The sequence below is a fragment of the Streptomyces sp. NPDC002138 genome (assembly GCF_040296485.1).
Classification (GTDB): Bacteria; Actinomycetota; Actinomycetes; order Streptomycetales; family Streptomycetaceae; genus Streptomyces.
Window position 1 is genome coordinate 125,877 of sequence record NZ_JBEOXE010000012.1, and the last position, 13,653, is coordinate 139,529.

General features: G+C 75.8%; 13 protein-coding genes. 9 read left to right on the forward strand and 4 right to left on the reverse strand.

The genetic code is table 11. The features are described from left to right. Positions 1-19 precede the first annotated feature (19 nt). Positions 20-676, forward strand: coding sequence for an RNA polymerase sigma factor (locus tag ABT084_RS10925; protein ID WP_351040798.1), 657 nt, complete (start codon positions 20-22; stop codon positions 674-676). On the opposite strand, the gene ABT084_RS10930 is transcribed toward ABT084_RS10925, so the two are convergent. From ABT084_RS10930 to ABT084_RS10940, 3 genes are all read right to left on the reverse strand, one after another. Continuing rightward, positions 600-1,685: a MerR family transcriptional regulator gene (locus tag ABT084_RS10930; RefSeq protein WP_351040801.1), complete on the reverse strand. Its 1,086-nt coding sequence runs from the start codon at positions 1,683-1,685 to the stop codon at positions 600-602. The genes ABT084_RS10925 and ABT084_RS10930 overlap by 77 nt on opposite strands. A gap of 5 nt (positions 1,686-1,690) precedes the next feature. After that, positions 1,691-3,064: a cryptochrome/photolyase family protein gene (locus tag ABT084_RS10935; RefSeq protein ID WP_351040803.1), complete on the reverse strand. Its 1,374-nt coding sequence runs from the start codon at positions 3,062-3,064 to the stop codon at positions 1,691-1,693. Between the two features lie 227 nt (positions 3,065-3,291). Beyond that, positions 3,292-4,836: an SDR family oxidoreductase gene (locus ABT084_RS10940; RefSeq protein WP_351040806.1), complete on the reverse strand. Its 1,545-nt coding sequence runs from the start codon at positions 4,834-4,836 to the stop codon at positions 3,292-3,294. Between the two features lie 210 nt (positions 4,837-5,046). Between ABT084_RS10940 and ABT084_RS10945 the strand changes: the two genes are divergently transcribed. From ABT084_RS10945 to ABT084_RS10980, 8 genes are all read left to right on the forward strand, one after another. After that, positions 5,047-6,336 carry an NAD(P)/FAD-dependent oxidoreductase gene (locus tag ABT084_RS10945; RefSeq protein ID WP_351040809.1) on the forward strand — a complete coding sequence of 430 codons (1,290 nt, stop codon included), beginning with the start codon at positions 5,047-5,049 and terminating at the stop codon, positions 6,334-6,336. Continuing rightward, entirely contained in the window at positions 6,336-7,115 is a 780-nt protein-coding gene (locus ABT084_RS10950; protein WP_351040812.1) for a DUF1365 domain-containing protein, read from the forward strand. Before ABT084_RS10945 ends, ABT084_RS10950 begins: the two co-directional genes overlap by 1 nt. Beyond that, positions 7,112-8,452, forward strand: a complete 1,341-nt coding sequence (locus ABT084_RS10955; RefSeq protein ID WP_502968894.1) for a class I SAM-dependent methyltransferase — start codon at positions 7,112-7,114, stop codon at positions 8,450-8,452. Before ABT084_RS10950 ends, ABT084_RS10955 begins: the two co-directional genes overlap by 4 nt. Continuing rightward, a complete protein-coding gene (locus ABT084_RS10960; protein ID WP_351040815.1) occupies positions 8,452-9,258 on the forward strand; it encodes a DUF1295 domain-containing protein in 807 nt (268 codons plus the stop codon). Before ABT084_RS10955 ends, ABT084_RS10960 begins: the two co-directional genes overlap by 1 nt. Before the next feature lie 10 nt (positions 9,259-9,268). Beyond that, entirely contained in the window at positions 9,269-9,748 is a 480-nt protein-coding gene (locus ABT084_RS10965) for an Lrp/AsnC family transcriptional regulator (RefSeq protein ID WP_351040817.1), read from the forward strand. 46 nt (positions 9,749-9,794) lie between these two features. After that, positions 9,795-10,472 (forward strand): HAD family hydrolase, encoded by a 678-nt coding sequence (locus tag ABT084_RS10970; RefSeq protein ID WP_351040820.1) that lies wholly within the window; start codon positions 9,795-9,797, stop codon positions 10,470-10,472. A 58-nt stretch (positions 10,473-10,530) separates the two neighbouring features. Then, the gene (locus ABT084_RS10975; protein WP_351040822.1) at positions 10,531-11,892 is read left to right on the forward strand and encodes a cytochrome P450; all 1,362 of its coding nucleotides are present in this window, start codon (positions 10,531-10,533) and stop codon (positions 11,890-11,892) included. Between the two features lie 77 nt (positions 11,893-11,969). Beyond that, complete coding sequence (locus ABT084_RS10980) at positions 11,970-13,097, forward strand: FAD-dependent oxidoreductase (protein ID WP_351040825.1); 1,128 nt, start codon at positions 11,970-11,972, stop codon at positions 13,095-13,097. Positions 13,098-13,103: 6 nt separating this feature from the next. Here ABT084_RS10980 and ABT084_RS10985 read toward each other — a convergent pair whose 3' ends face one another. Next, positions 13,104-13,526: a MarR family winged helix-turn-helix transcriptional regulator gene (locus tag ABT084_RS10985; protein ID WP_351040828.1), complete on the reverse strand. Its 423-nt coding sequence runs from the start codon at positions 13,524-13,526 to the stop codon at positions 13,104-13,106. Positions 13,527-13,653: the final 127 nt, after the last annotated feature.

The following is a 13,653-nucleotide window of genomic DNA, read 5'->3' on the forward strand; positions in this document are numbered from 1 at the left end:
CGCTCACGAGGCTGGACCCATGGACCTCACGGACCGCAGGGACCCCATCCGAGCCGGAGCCGCCGACACCGCGGCCCCTGCCCCTCGCACCACGGGCGACACGGCGAGCGGCGACGCCGCGGGCGACGCGCGCCTCGTGGCCCTCTTCCTGGCGGGCGACGAGGACGGCATGACGGCCGTCTACCACCGCTGGCGGCCCCTGGTGCACGGGCTGGCCCGGCGCTGGCTGGGCGACGAGCGGGAGGCCGAGGACGTGACCCAGCTGGTGTTCCTCGCCGCCTGGCGCGGCCGCGGCGGCTACCGCCCCGGCAGTGGCGACCTGGGCGGCTGGCTGGTCGGCATCACCCGCCACAAGGTGGCGGACGCGCTGGCCGCCCGCGCCCGGCGGGCCCGCGCGGTGGCCGCGGCCGGCGCGCAGTACGCGAGCGCCTGGCCGCCGGGAGCGGCGACGGAACCGGAGCGGGCCCTGGACCGGGTGCTCGTCCTGGGCGAGCTGGCCCGGCTGCCGTCGGCACAGCAGCGGATCCTGCGGCTGGCGTACTACGGGGACCTGACCCAGACCCAGATCGCGGCGCGCACCGGGCTGCCGCTGGGGACGGTCAAGAGTCACACGCGGCGCGCGCTGCACTGCCTGCGGAGCGCCCTGCAGGGGCAGCCGCTGTCAGCGACTCGATGACGGAGACCGCCGTGCGCAGCGCGTGGAGCCGCTCCCCGCGCAGCACCGGGGCCCCGCCCGCGCCCCATCCCGGCCCGGCGAGCAGCATCCAGGGGTGGGCGCGGGCTCCGCGCAGCCCCCATTCGATCGCCGAGACCGACCGGACCAGGGACCGGTCCGCCGTCGTCCGGTCCTGGGACCAGAGCACGACGGCGCAGGGCCCGGTCCGCCGGACCGCCTCGTGCAGGGCCTCGGCGGGCAGGGCGGGCCCGAACATCCGCACCGGCAGGCCCCGTTCGCCGAGGGCCGCGCAGAGCGCCTCCATCGGCAGGCTGTGCTGCTCGTCCGGCGCGCAGGCGAGGAGTACGGGGGCCCGCCCCGGGCCCTCGGCGGCGGGCCGTACCCGGCGCAGCGCACTGGAGACGTGCCAGGACAGCAGGTGTTCCACCTCCACGTAACGCTCGCCCGAGGAGGCCCACTTGCGGCCCACGGCGTGCAGGGTGGGGGCGATGATCTCCTCCCAGGCGGTGACCGGCCCGTGCGCGGCCAGGGCCGCCTCCAGCAGCTCCGCCACGGCGGGCGCGTCCAGGCGTACGGCCGCCCGCGCCAGCCCCCGGCACTCCGGGCGGACCTCCCCGAGCGGCAGCGCGTTGCGCCCGCCCGGCGCCTTGGCGGCGGGCGGCGCGACGGCGGGGGCCGGGGGCTCGGGCGCTTCGGCGCCGGGCTCTTCGGCACCGGGCTCTTCGGCGCCGGGTGCTACGGCGCCGGTGCCGAGCGCGGCGCGGGCGGCTTCGGCGGGTGGTACCCCCTGGGAGGTGAGGTGGCACATCAGTTCCAGGCGCGCGATGTCGTCCGGGGTCCAGCGGCGGTGCCTGCCGTCCTCGCGGCGGGCGGGCCCGATGGCGTAGCGGCGCTCCCAGGAGCGCAGGGTGGTCGGCGAGACCCCGAGGCGCCGGGCGACGGCGCCGGTGCTCAGCGGCCACGCCGCGGGCTCGGGCGGCGGCTCCGGGGTGAGGTGCGCACGGTCCACCCGCGTCACGATACGGCGCGGGCCCGCTGGAACCGGGCCAGTGCGTCGGCGAGGTCCACCACCGGATCCGGATAGTCGTACCGGGCCCGCTCGAGCCCGGCCAGCCGCCAGGGTTCGAAGACCGCGGGCGCCGGCAGATCGGCCAGCTCCGGCACCCAGCGGTGGACGTAGTGACCGTGCGGGTCGTAACGCCGGGCCTGGCGGACGGGGTTGAGGACCCGGTTGGGGCGGGTGTCGGTACCGGTCCCGGCCGCCCACTGCCAGTTGAGCTGGTTGTTCGCGAGGTCCCCGTCGACCAGGAGCCCCAGGAAGTGCCGGGCCCCGATGCGCCAGTCGACGTACAGCGTCTTGGTGAGGAAGCTCGCGGCGAGCAGCCGTCCCCGGTTGTGCATCCAGCCCTCGTGGCGCAGCTGGCGCATCGCCGCGTCGACGACGGGATAGCCGGTGCGGCCCTCCTTCCACGCCTCGATCTCCTCGGCCGCCGCCGCGCCGGTGCGCCAGTGGTCGTGCCGGACCCGGTAGTCGTCGTGCGCCGCGGCGGGACGGGCGGCGAGCACCTGGTGGTGGAAGTCGCGCCAGCACAGCTGCCGGACGAAGGCCTCCGCGCCGGGGCCGCCCGCAGCGCGGGCCCGGTGGACGCATTCGGCGGCCGAGAGGGTGCCGAAGTGCAGGTGCGGGGAGAGCCGGGAGGTGGCGTCCCCGGCCAGGTCGTCGTGGGTCTCCTCGTAGCGGGCGACGCCGTCGCGCAGCCAGGCGGTGAGCCGGGCCCTGCCCTCCGTCTCGCCGCCGCGGGCGAGGCCCGGCGAGCGGCCGCGTACGGAGTCCCGCGCGGGCAGTGGCTCCGAGCCGATGCCCTCGGGCACGCGGACCGTGCGCGGGGCGGGCACGACGGCCCGGAGTGGCATGTCGGACCAGCGGCGCAGGTACGGGGTGAAGACCGCGAAGTGGTCCGAGGCCGCCGGGGTCACGGCCCCGGGGGCGAGGACGGTCACCACCGCGTCGTGGACGTACAGCCGCCGTCCCTCGCGCTCCAGCGCGGAGCGCAGCCGCTCCTCCCGGGCGTGGGCGTACGCGCTGACCCCGGCCGCCATGTGCACCTCGTCCGCGTCGGCCTCGCGGACCACCGCGCACACCCGGTCGACGACGTCACCGGAGCGGAGGACGAGGCGGCCGCCGCGCTCGCGCAGCCCGGCGTCGAGGGCGGCCAGGCAGTCGGCGAGGAAGGCCAGCCGGTTGGGGGCCGCGAAACCGGCCGCCTCGACGCCCCGGTCACGGACGAACAGCGGCACCACCTCGTCGCAGGAGGAGAGCGCGGCCCGCAGCGGGGGGTGGTCGTGCAGGCGCAGGTCGGAGGTGTAGAGGACGACCGCGACGTTCATGAACGGGCTCCGGGTCAGGGTGGGGGACGTGCTGTCGTACGGTGCTTCGCCCGCACCCCGCCCCGCGGATGCGGGGGCGCCTCCCGGCTGGGGGTCCGGGTGGGAAGGGCTGAGTCCGGGTGCGGGTTGCGGCCGCCTCGAACGCCGGCGGGGCTGGGGACGGGTGCGGCTGAGTGTGGAGTGCTCGGCTGGGTGGCAGTTCAGCCGGCCCGGCGTTCGAGGGCCCGTCAGGGCGCCGGGTTCCGGTCCTCGGCGGGGAGGGCGCGGGCCGCGCGGGTGATGTTGCGGGCCATGCCGCCGAAGACCACCGCGTGGAACGGGGACACGCTCCACCAGTAGAGGTGCCCGAGCAGCCCGCGCGGGTGGAACAGCGCCCGCTGGCGGTACCGGGCCCCGGCCCCCCGGGCCGGTTCCACGTACATCTCCAGCCACGCCAGCCCCGGCAGCCGCATCTCGGCGCGCAGTCGTAGCAGGCGGCCCGGTTCGATCTCCTCCACGCGCCAGAAGTCGAGGGAGTCACCCACGCGCAGCCGGGCCGCGTCGCGGCGGCCGCGGCGGATGCCGGCTCCGCCGGCGAGCCGGTCGAGCCAGCCGCGCACCGCCCAGGCCAGCGGGAAGGAGTACCAGCCGTTCTCCCCGCCGATCCCCTCCACCACCCGCCACAGCGCCTGCGGCGAGGCGTCCACCGCCAGCTCCCGGCAGTCGGTGTAGAGGCTGCCGCCCGCCCAGTCGGGGTCGGTCGGCAGCGGGTCGCTCGGGGCGCCCGGGAGCGAGGCCGAGGACCAGCGGGTGCTCACCTTCGCCTCGCGCACCCGGCGCAGCGCCAGCTCCAGGGCCCGGTCGAAGCCGATCGGGGCGCCGTCCGGATCCGGTACGTACCGCGCGATGTCGTGCTCGTCGCACACCACCTCGTGGCGCAGCGATTCGGCCAGCGGCCGGGCCAGCGCCCGCGGTACGGGCGTGACCAGGCCGATCCAGTGGCTGGACAGGCGCGGGGTCAGCATCGGCACGCGCAGGATCAGCCGGTGCGGCAGGCCCGCGACGGCCGCGTAGCGCCGCATCATCTGCTCGTAGGTGACCACGTCGGGCCCGCCGATGTCGAAGGCCCTGCTGACCTCGGCGGGCATGGCGGCGGCGCCGACGAGGTAGCGCAGCACGTCGCGGACGGCGATCGGCTGGATCCGGGTGCCGACCCAGCTGGGGGTGACCATGACCGGGAGCCGTTCGGTGAGGTAGCGCAGCATCTCGAAGGACGCGGAACCGGAACCGATGATGACCGCCGCGCGCAGCACGGTGGTGGGCACGCCCGAGCCGAGCAGGATCTCACCGACCTCGGCGCGCGAGCGCAGGTGCGGGGACAGCTCCGCGAGCGGCACCCCCGAGGGGGTCAGGCCGCCGAGGTAGACGATCCGGCGGACCCCGGCCGCGCGGGCCCGCTCGGCGAAGATCCGCGCGGCCGAGCGGTCCCGCTCCTCGAAGCCCCGCCCGGTGCCGAGCGCGTGCACGAGGTAGTACGCGACGTCGATCCCGCGCAGCGCGTCGGCCACCGAGTCCGGGTCTGTGACGTCACCCCGCACCACCTCGGCGCGCCCCGCCCAGGGGTGGTCGCGCAGCCGCTCCGGCGAGCGGGCCAGGCAGCGGACCCGGTACCCCGCGTCCAGGAGTTCGGGCACCAGACGGCCGCCGATGTAGCCGGTGGCGCCGGTGACCAGGCAGTGCCGCCCGCCGGTCGCGGTCTCGGCGCCGCCGGTGGTGGTCGCGTGGTCATCCATCGCTGTCTCCCTTCGGGGCCCCGTCCTGGGGGTCCCCCGCCCGGATCCCCTGTCGGCCGGACCCTCTCACGGTGCTTCGCGGCGGGCCGGGAGGACGGATGCGACGCGTGGCCGGATGGGTCCGAATGCCGGGGCATCCGAAACGGCTTCGGCTCCGAAGTACCCGTGCGGGGGCGTCCGGCCCGCGCATGACGACCCCGAGGGAGCACGATGACGCAGCGAGCACAGGGGCGGCGACCGCGCACGGCGGTGATCGGCGGGGGCGTGTCCGGCCTGACCGCGGCGTACGTGCTCGCGCGCGAGCGTGACGTGACCCTGTTCGAGGCCGACGACCGGCTCGGCGGGCACGCCCACACCCATGACCTCAAGGGATCCGACGGGCTGGTCCGGTCCGTCGACTCGGGTTTCATCGTGCACAACGACCGGACCTACCCACGGCTGCTGAGACTCTTCGACGAGCTGGGCGTGGCGACCCGGAACACCACCATGAGCATGTCCGTGCACTGCGAGGAGTGCGGCCTGGAGTACGCGGGGGCCCGCGGCCCGCGCGGGCTGTTCGCCCGGCCGCGCAGCGCCGCGCGCCCGGCCTACCTGCGGATGCTGGCGCGGATACCGGCCTTCCACCGGCGCGCCCGGCAGCTGCTGGCGGCCCCGCCGGGCGACGGGGAGCCGACGCTCGGGGAGTTCCTGCGCGCGCACCGGTTCGGTGCCTACTTCGCCGCCCACTTCGCGATCCCGCTCGTCTCCTGCGTGTGGTCCTGCCCGGAGGACACCGCGCTGCGCTACCCGGCCCGCTATCTGTTCCGCTTCCTGGACCACCACGGGATGCTGTCGGTCGGCGGCTCGCCGCAGTGGCGGACGGTGAGCGGCGGTTCGGCGACCTACGTGCACCGCGTGCACGAGCGGCTCGGCGCGGCCGCGGTGCGGACCTCGGCTCCGGTACGGGCGCTGGCGCGCGGTCCGCAGGGGGTGCGGATCGCTCTCGCCGACGGCACGTGGGCGACGTACGACTCGGTGGTCGTCGCCGTGCACGCGGACCGGGCCCTCGCCCTGCTCGCGGATCCCACACCGGCCGAACGCGCCGTGCTGGGAGCCTTCGCGTACTCCCGCAACCGGACCGTGCTGCACACCGACGCGTCCGTGCTGCCGAGCAGCCCGGGCGCCCGGGCCTGCTGGAACTTCCGCCTGTCGGGCTGCCGTCCGGGCGACGCGCGGGTCCGGGTGAGCTACGACATGAACCGCCTGCAGGGGCTGGACGGCCCCGAACCGTACGTCGTCACGCTGAACGCCGACGGCGGGGTGGCGCCGGAGCTGGTCCTGGCCGAGATGGACTACGAACACCCGGTGTACACCCCGGAGTCGGTGGCCGCGCAGCAGCGCCTGCCGGAGCTGTCGGGGCCGGTGACGGCCTTCGCCGGGGCCTACCACGGGTGGGGGTTCCACGAGGACGGCTGCCGCTCGGGGGCCGAGGCGGCCGCCGCGCTGGGGGTGGTGTGGTGATGGCCCCCACCCGGGCCCCGGCCCCCGCCCCGGCCGGGCCCGCGGCCGCGCCGGCGCTGTACCCGTCGGTCATCACCCACGTGCGCTCCGGCCCCCACCCGTACGCGCTGCGCCGGCGCGGCTGTCTGTGGCTGGTCGACCTCGACCGGCTGCCGCGGCTGCCCCGCGCGTTGCGGCCGCTGGCCCGGTTCGACGCGCGCGACCACTTCGGCGGGGACCGGCCGACGATCCGGGAGGGCCTGGACCGCTTCCTCGCCGCGCGGGGCGTGCTGCCCGCGGGCGGCCGGGTGCTGATGCTCGCGCACGCCCGGGTGTTCGGGCACGTCTTCAACCCGCTGTCCGTGTTCTGGTGCCACGGCCTCGACGGGGAGCTGCGCCACGTGGTCGCCGAGGTGCACAACACCTACGGCGGCCGGCACTGCTACCTGCTGGGGCCCGAGGCGGCCACGGGCGCCGGGCACGCCCGCAAGGAGTTCTACGTCTCGCCCTTCCTGCCCGTCTCCGGCGACTACCGGATGCGGCTGCCGGAACCGGGCGAGCGGCTCGTCCTGACCGTCCGCCTCGACACCGGGGGCGCGGGCGGGCACCGGCTGACCGCGACCGTCCGCGGTGCGCGGCGGCCCGCCGACACCGCCGGGGTGCTCCGCGCCGCGCTGCGGCACCCCTGGCCCACCGCCGGCGTCTCCCTCGGCATCCGCTTCCACGGCATCCGGCTGTGGCTGCGCGGGGTGCCCGTCCAGCCCCGGCCCCGACACGTACCCCAGGAGGGTCTGAAGTGAGCACGCGCACCACGTCCACCCCGTTCACACCGTCCGCCTCGTCCACCCCGTCCACCCCGTCCACCTCGTCCACGGAGCACGCCCCGCCCCGGGCGGACCCCCGCGGCCCCGCCGTCCCGCCCGTGCCCCGGTGTTCGCGCGCCCGGGCCGCCGTCGGCGGGCTGCTGGTCCGGCGGGCCCTGGACCGGCTCCCGCTGACGGTGCGCCTGGCGCCCGTACCCGGCAGCGGCCGGAGCACCGGGCGGACCCTCGGCCGGGGCGGTCCGGACCTCTCGGTGCGGGATCCGGAGGCGTTCGTACGCCGGATCGCGACGGGCGGTCTGATCGGCTTCGGCGAGTCCTACCAGGCCGGGGAGTGGGACGCGGCGGACCCGGTGGCGGTGCTGAGCGTCCTCGCCGGGAACGTCGCCTCGCTGATCCCGGCGCCGCTGCAGCGACTGCGCGGGCTGTGGGCCGCCCGGCACCCGGCCGTCGACCGCAACACGCCGGGCGGCGCCCGCAGCAACATCCGGCGCCACTACGACCTGTCCAACGAGCTGTTCGCCGAGTTCCTGGACCCGACCATGACCTACTCCTCGGCCGTGTTCGGCGCGCTGCCCGCCGACTGGTCGGGGCTGGCCGCCGCCCAGCACCGGAAGATCGACATGCTGCTCGACCGGGCCGGGGTCGGCCCGGGCACCCGGCTGCTGGAGATCGGTACCGGCTGGGGCGAGCTGGCCCTCAGGGCCGCGGGCCGCGGCGCGGACGTCGTCTCGCTGACCCTGTCGCGGGAGCAGAAGGACCTCGCCGAGCGCCGGATCGCGGCCGCGGGCCTGACCGCGCGGGCCGAGGTGCGGCTGTGCGACTACCGCGAGGCGCGCGGGAGTTACGACGCGATCGTGAGCGTCGAGATGATCGAGGCCGTGGGCGCCGAATACTGGCCGGAGTACTTCGCCGCGCTCGACCGGCTGCTCGCCCCGGGCGGGCGGGTGGCGCTCCAGGCGATCACCATGCCGCACGACCGGATGCTGGCCACCCGGTCCACGTACACCTGGATCCACAAGTACATCTTCCCCGGCGGGATGCTGCCGTCGGTGCGGGCGGTGGAGGACCTCGCGCGGGCGCACACCCGGCTGCGGGTGGAGCGCTGCGAGGGCTACGGCGCGCACTACGCGCAGACGCTCCGGCTGTGGCGGGAGCGCTTCGGCGAGCGGTCCGAGCGGGTCGGCGCGCTGGGCTTCGACGCGGCCTTCCGGCGGATGTGGACCTTCTACCTCGCCTATTCGGAGGCGGGGTTCGCCTCCGGCTATCTGGACGTGCACCAGATCGTGCTGGCCGAGCGGGAAGGCGGCGGCTGATGGAGTGGGAAGCCTTCGGAGCCTCGTCGGCCTTCTCGGCGGGCGCGGCGCTCGCCGTCATGCTGGCCGCCTTCGCGGTGGGGGTGCGGCTGGGGCGGCACCGGGGGGTGGACGTGGCCTGGGGCGCGGCCTTCGCCTCCGTCGCGCTCACCTCGTACGCCGTGTCCGCCGGGCACGGGGACGGCGGGCGCGGGCTGTTGCTGACCCTGCTGACGGTGGTGTGGGGGCTGCGCCTCGCCGGGCACATCGCGTGGCGGGGACGCGGGCACGGCGAGGACGCGCGGTACGAGCGGATGCTGGCCCGCGCCGGGGCGCCGGGCACGCGCGCGCGGAACCTGTACGCGCTGCGCATGGTCTACCTGCTTCAGGCGGCGCTGGTGTGGCTGGTGTCGCTGCCGGTGCAGGCGGGGCAGTACGTGCGGGGCCCGATGGGTCCGCTCGCGGTGGCCGGGGCCGCGCTGTGGCTGCTCGGGATCGCCTTCGAGGCGGTCGGCGACCACCAGCTGGCCCGGTTCAAGGCCGATCCGGCGAACCGGGGGCGGATCATGGACCGGGGTCTGTGGTCCTGGACCCGGCACCCGAACTACTTCGGCGACTTCTGCGTGTGGTGGGGCCTGTTCCTGATCGTCTGCGACTCCCCCGGGGCCGCCGCGGCGACGGTCGTGGCGCCGCTGGTCATGTCGTACCTGCTCACGGCGGGCAGCGGCAAGGCGCTGCTGGAGCGGCACATGGCGGACCGCCCGGGGTACGCCGCGTACCGGGCGCGGACCAGCGGGTTCCTGCCCCGGCCGCCGCGCGGGGCGTAACCTGTGGACCATGGCGGTGGACGAGCTGGATACCCGGATCCTGCGTCTGCTGATCGAGGAGCCGCGGACCAGCCTGCGCGAGTACGCGCGCCGCCTCGGCGTGGCGCGCGGCACCCTGCAGGCCCGCCTCGACCGGCTGGAGCGGACCGGGGTGATCACCGGCACGGGTCCGGTGCTGTCCCCCGCGGCGCTCGGGCATCCGGTGCTGGCGTTCGTGCACATCGAGGTCACCCAGGGGCACCTGGACGAGGTGGGCGAGGCGCTGGCGGCCGTACCGGAGATCATCGAGGCCTTCTCCATCACGGGCGGCGGCGACCTGCTGACCCGGGTGGCGGCCCGGGACAACGCGCACCTGGAGGACGTGATCCAGCGGCTGATCCGGCTGCCGGGCGTGGTCCGCACCCGGACCGAGGTGGCGCTGCGCGAGCGGGTCCCGCACCGGTTGCTGCCGCTCGTCGAGGCCGTGGGCCGGTCAGCGCGCAAACCCTGACAGGATGATGGGGATACGCACACGACCGGCAGGACGGGCACAACGGATGATTTCCGTCATATTCGATCTCGACGGCACCCTCGTGGACAGCGAGCCGAACTACTACGAGTCCGGCCGCCTCACCCTGGAGCGGCACGGCGTCCCCGATTTCAGCTGGGAGGAACACGCCCGCTTCATCGGCATCGGCACCCTGGAGACGCTGGAGATCCTGCGCGAGCGGTACGCCCTGCGGGCCCCGGTGGAGCAGCTCCTCGCCGAGCAGAACGCGGCCTACCTGGAGCTGGCCCGCGCCCGGACCGAGGCCTTCCCGCAGATGCGCGCTTTCGTGGAGCGGCTGCACGGCGAGGGGGTCCCGATGGCGGTCGCGTCCGGCTCCTCGCGCGAGGCGATCGACGCCGTGCTGGCCGGGACCGGGCTGGACGCGCTGCTGCCGATCGCGGTCTCCGCCGAGGAGGTCCCGCGCGGCAAGCCCGCGCCGGACGTCTTCCTGGAGGCGGCGCGGCGGCTCGGCGCGGATCCGGCCGACTGCGTGGTGCTGGAGGACGCGGCCCCCGGAGCCGAGGCCGCGCACGCCGCCGGGATGGCCTGTGTGGCGATCCCGTACGTGCCCCGAACGGCGGGCGACCCGGCCTTCGCGACCGCGGGGCTGCTGTTCCGGGCCGGGCAGGCGGAGTTCTCGGCGGACGTGGCGCACGACTGGCTGCGCGCCCGGCGCGCGGCCTGAACCACCGCGCCGCGGCACCGCTCTGGCGCCTTGGCGGAGGCGCTGCCACCATGCCCGCGTGACCGCCACCCTGCCGCCCGTGGGAGCCGAGCGCGGACCGCGCCGGTGGCCCCTGCTCGGGAACCTTCCCGCGTTCGCACGCGATCCGCTGGCCTTCTTCGAGTCCCTGCGCGACGACTACGGCGACTGGGTGCCCTGGGCACTGGGGCCGCGGCGCAACGTCCTGCTCTCCCGCCCCGAGCACGCCGGTGAGCTGCTCGGGGCCGTCGAGGGCAGCTTCGTCCCCGCGGAACTGGGCTGGGCCTTCCGTCAGTTGCTGGGCAACGGGGTGGTGGTGGCCAAGGGCGAGGACTGGCGGCGCAAGCGGGCGCTGGTGCAGCCCGCCGTCCGGCCGCGCCAGGTGCGCGCGTACGCCGCCACGATGGTGGAGTGCGCGGACGCGCTGGCCCGGGGCTGGCGCGAGGGCGAGCGGATCGACGTACACCGGGAGATGGCCGGGCTGACCCAGCGGATCGCGGTACGGACCCTGTTCGGGAGCGACGCCGCGGGGCGGGAGGAGCCCATCAGTGCCGCCATGGCCACGGCCCAGCGGGAACTGGGCGCGGAGTTCCGGGGGTTGACGCTGTTCCTGCCGCCCTGGGTGCAGACGCGCGGGCGGCGCCGGATGCGGGCGGCCGTGGCCGTGCTGGACCGGGAGATCAAGCACGTCGTCCGGGAGCACGAGGCCGCCTCGGCGGCGGGCGAGGAGCGCGACGACCTGCTCGGCCGGTTGCTCGCGGCCCGTGACGAAAGCGGCGCACCGCTCTCGCGCAAGGAGCTGCGGGACGAGTCGATCACGCTGTACATCGGCGGGCACGAGACCACCTCGACCACGCTGACCTGGGCGTGGCAGCTGCTGTCGGGGGCGCCCGACGCCCGCGCCCGGCTGACGGAGGAGCTGGACCGGGTGCTCGGCGGGCGGCTGCCGACGCATGACGACTATCCGCGGCTGGTCTGGACGCAGCAGATCGTGAAGGAGGCGCTGCGGATCTATCCGCCGATCTGGCTGCTCTCCGCGGTGGCCACGCGCGGAGCGACGATCGGCGGGCGCGAGGTGCCGGCCGGGACCCTGGTGTGGACGAGCCCGTGGTCCGTGCACCGCGATCCGCGGTGGTTCCCGGAGCCGCTGGCCTTCCGGCCGGAGCGGTGGGACGCCGACGCCGCGCCGCCGGCCGCGGAACACGCCTGGTTCCCCTTCGGCGGTGGTCCGCGGGCCTGCCTCGGGGCCAGGTTCGCGCTGGTCGAGGCGGCGCTGGTGCTGGCGGTGCTGGGGCAGCGGTTCCATCTGGACACCGGGAGCGAGCGGGCGAAGGTGTTCCCCGGGCTCACCCTCCAGCCGGTCGGCCCGGTCCCCGCGGTCCTGCGCGCGAGCGGGATCTGAGGGGCGCACCGGGGCCGGCGTCCGGGACGGGGAAGATCTCCGGACCGCCACCGGTTGGTACAAACGTGAACGACTTCATGAGGGACGCGGACCCGGACCCGGGCTCGGGCTCGGGCTCGGGCTCGGACGTGGACGTGGTGGTCATCGGCGCCGGGCAGGCGGGCCTGTCCAGCGCCTACCACCTGGGGCGGGCGGGCCTGGACCACGTGGTCCTGGACCACGCGCCCCGGCCCGGCGGCGCCTGGCAGTTCCGCTGGCCGTCGTTGACCTACGGGAGGGTGCACGGCATGCACGCGCTGCCGGGCATGGAGCTGACCGGCGCCGATCCGGACCGCCCGTCGTCCGAGGTCATCGGGGAGTACTTCGCCGCGTACGAGGAGCGCTTCGGCCTGGCCGTACGGCGCCCCGTGGACGTGAGCGCGGTGCGCGAGGGGGCCGCCGGGCGGCTCCGGGTGGAATCCGCCTCCGGCACCTGGTCGGCGCGGGCCCTGATCAACGCCACCGGGACCTGGGACCGGCCGTTCTGGCCTCGCTACCCGGGCCAGGAGACCTTCCGCGGGCGCCAGCTGCACACCGCGAACTACCCGGGGCCGCAGGAGTTCGCCGGAGCCCGGGTGATCGTTGTCGGCGGTGGCAGCTCCGGGGTACAGCACCTGCTGGAGATCGCCGAGGTGGCCGCGGAGACCACGTGGGTGACGCGGCGGCCCCCGGTGTTCCGGGACGGCTCCTTCGGCGAGGCCGAGGGGCGGGCCGCGGTGGCGATGGTGGCCGAGCGGGTCCGGCGGGGGCTGCCCCCGCAGAGCGTGGTCAGCGTGACGGGGCTGCCGCTGAACGAGGCCGTCCGGGCCGGGCTGGCCTCGGGGGTCCTGGACCGCCGGGCCATGTTCGACCGGATCACCCCCTCGGGCGTGACCTGGGACGACGGCCGGCGCGTGGACGCCGACGTGATCCTGTGGGCCACCGGCTTCCGGGCCGCGATCGACCACCTGGCCCCGCTGCGGCTGCGCGAGCCGGGCGGCGGGATCCGCGTGGACGGCACGAGGGCGGTACGGGACGAGCGGGTGCACCTGGTCGGCTACGGCCCCTCGGCGAGCACCATCGGCGCCAATCGCGCGGGCGGCGCGGCGGCCCGCGAGATCCGCCGCCTCCTGACCCTCACCCCGGCCACCGACCGAGCCCCGGCCGGCCGGACCGCCTCCAGGTGACGGCCCCTAGACGACGGCTCGCTCCAGGAGGCCGTGGAGGACGCGCTGTTCCTGCTGGGTGAGGCCGGACAAGGGGGAGTCCACACCGAGGAGTTCGAGGAGGCGGGTGCGCAGTGCGGCGCCCTCGGCCGTGAGGACGAGGCGCTTGGCGCGGCGATCGGTGGGGTGCGGCCGGCGCTCGACCAGACCCTGCTTCTCCAGCTTGTCGATGACGAACGTGGTGTTCGACGGCTCGCAGCTCATGCGTTCGGCCAGCTCGCGCATGGTCATCGGCCCGCTCATCTCCCGCAGCGCGGTCGCCTGGGGCGCGGTGAGCCCCAGGGTGGCGGCGCGCTCCCGCACGTGGTCGCCGATCCGCTGGGCCAGCCCGTTCACCAGACCGCACAGCTGCCGCTCGGCGATGGCCTGCGATTCGGGTGACGTCGTCATGCGGCCACTTTAGCAAGTCCATCAAGAAGACATATTTACAGTTTGAATGGTTCGAGCTTGATGCTTATGGTGATCGTCGTCGCCCCGCAAACCGCGGCCGACGACCTGACGACGACTCACGGGAGAG

Bases quoted from the DNA above. Each gene is read 5' to 3' on its own strand.
- ABT084_RS10925 (WP_351040798.1), top strand. From the start codon at position 20: ATGGACCTCACGGACCGCAGGGACCCCATCCGAGCCGGAGCCGCCGAC.
- ABT084_RS10935 (WP_351040803.1), bottom strand. From the start codon at position 3,064: ATGAACGTCGCGGTCGTCCTCTACACCTCCGACCTGCGCCTGCACGAC.
- ABT084_RS10940 (WP_351040806.1), bottom strand. From the start codon at position 4,836: ATGGATGACCACGCGACCACCACCGGCGGCGCCGAGACCGCGACCGGC.
- ABT084_RS10945 (WP_351040809.1), top strand. From the start codon at position 5,047: ATGACGCAGCGAGCACAGGGGCGGCGACCGCGCACGGCGGTGATCGGC.
- ABT084_RS10950 (WP_351040812.1), top strand. From the start codon at position 6,336: ATGGCCCCCACCCGGGCCCCGGCCCCCGCCCCGGCCGGGCCCGCGGCC.
- ABT084_RS10960 (WP_351040815.1), top strand. From the start codon at position 8,452: ATGGAGTGGGAAGCCTTCGGAGCCTCGTCGGCCTTCTCGGCGGGCGCG.
- ABT084_RS10965 (WP_351040817.1), top strand. From the start codon at position 9,269: ATGGCGGTGGACGAGCTGGATACCCGGATCCTGCGTCTGCTGATCGAG.
- ABT084_RS10970 (WP_351040820.1), top strand. From the start codon at position 9,795: ATGATTTCCGTCATATTCGATCTCGACGGCACCCTCGTGGACAGCGAG.
- ABT084_RS10980 (WP_351040825.1), top strand. From the start codon at position 11,970: ATGAGGGACGCGGACCCGGACCCGGGCTCGGGCTCGGGCTCGGGCTCG.
- ABT084_RS10985 (WP_351040828.1), bottom strand. From the start codon at position 13,526: ATGACGACGTCACCCGAATCGCAGGCCATCGCCGAGCGGCAGCTGTGC.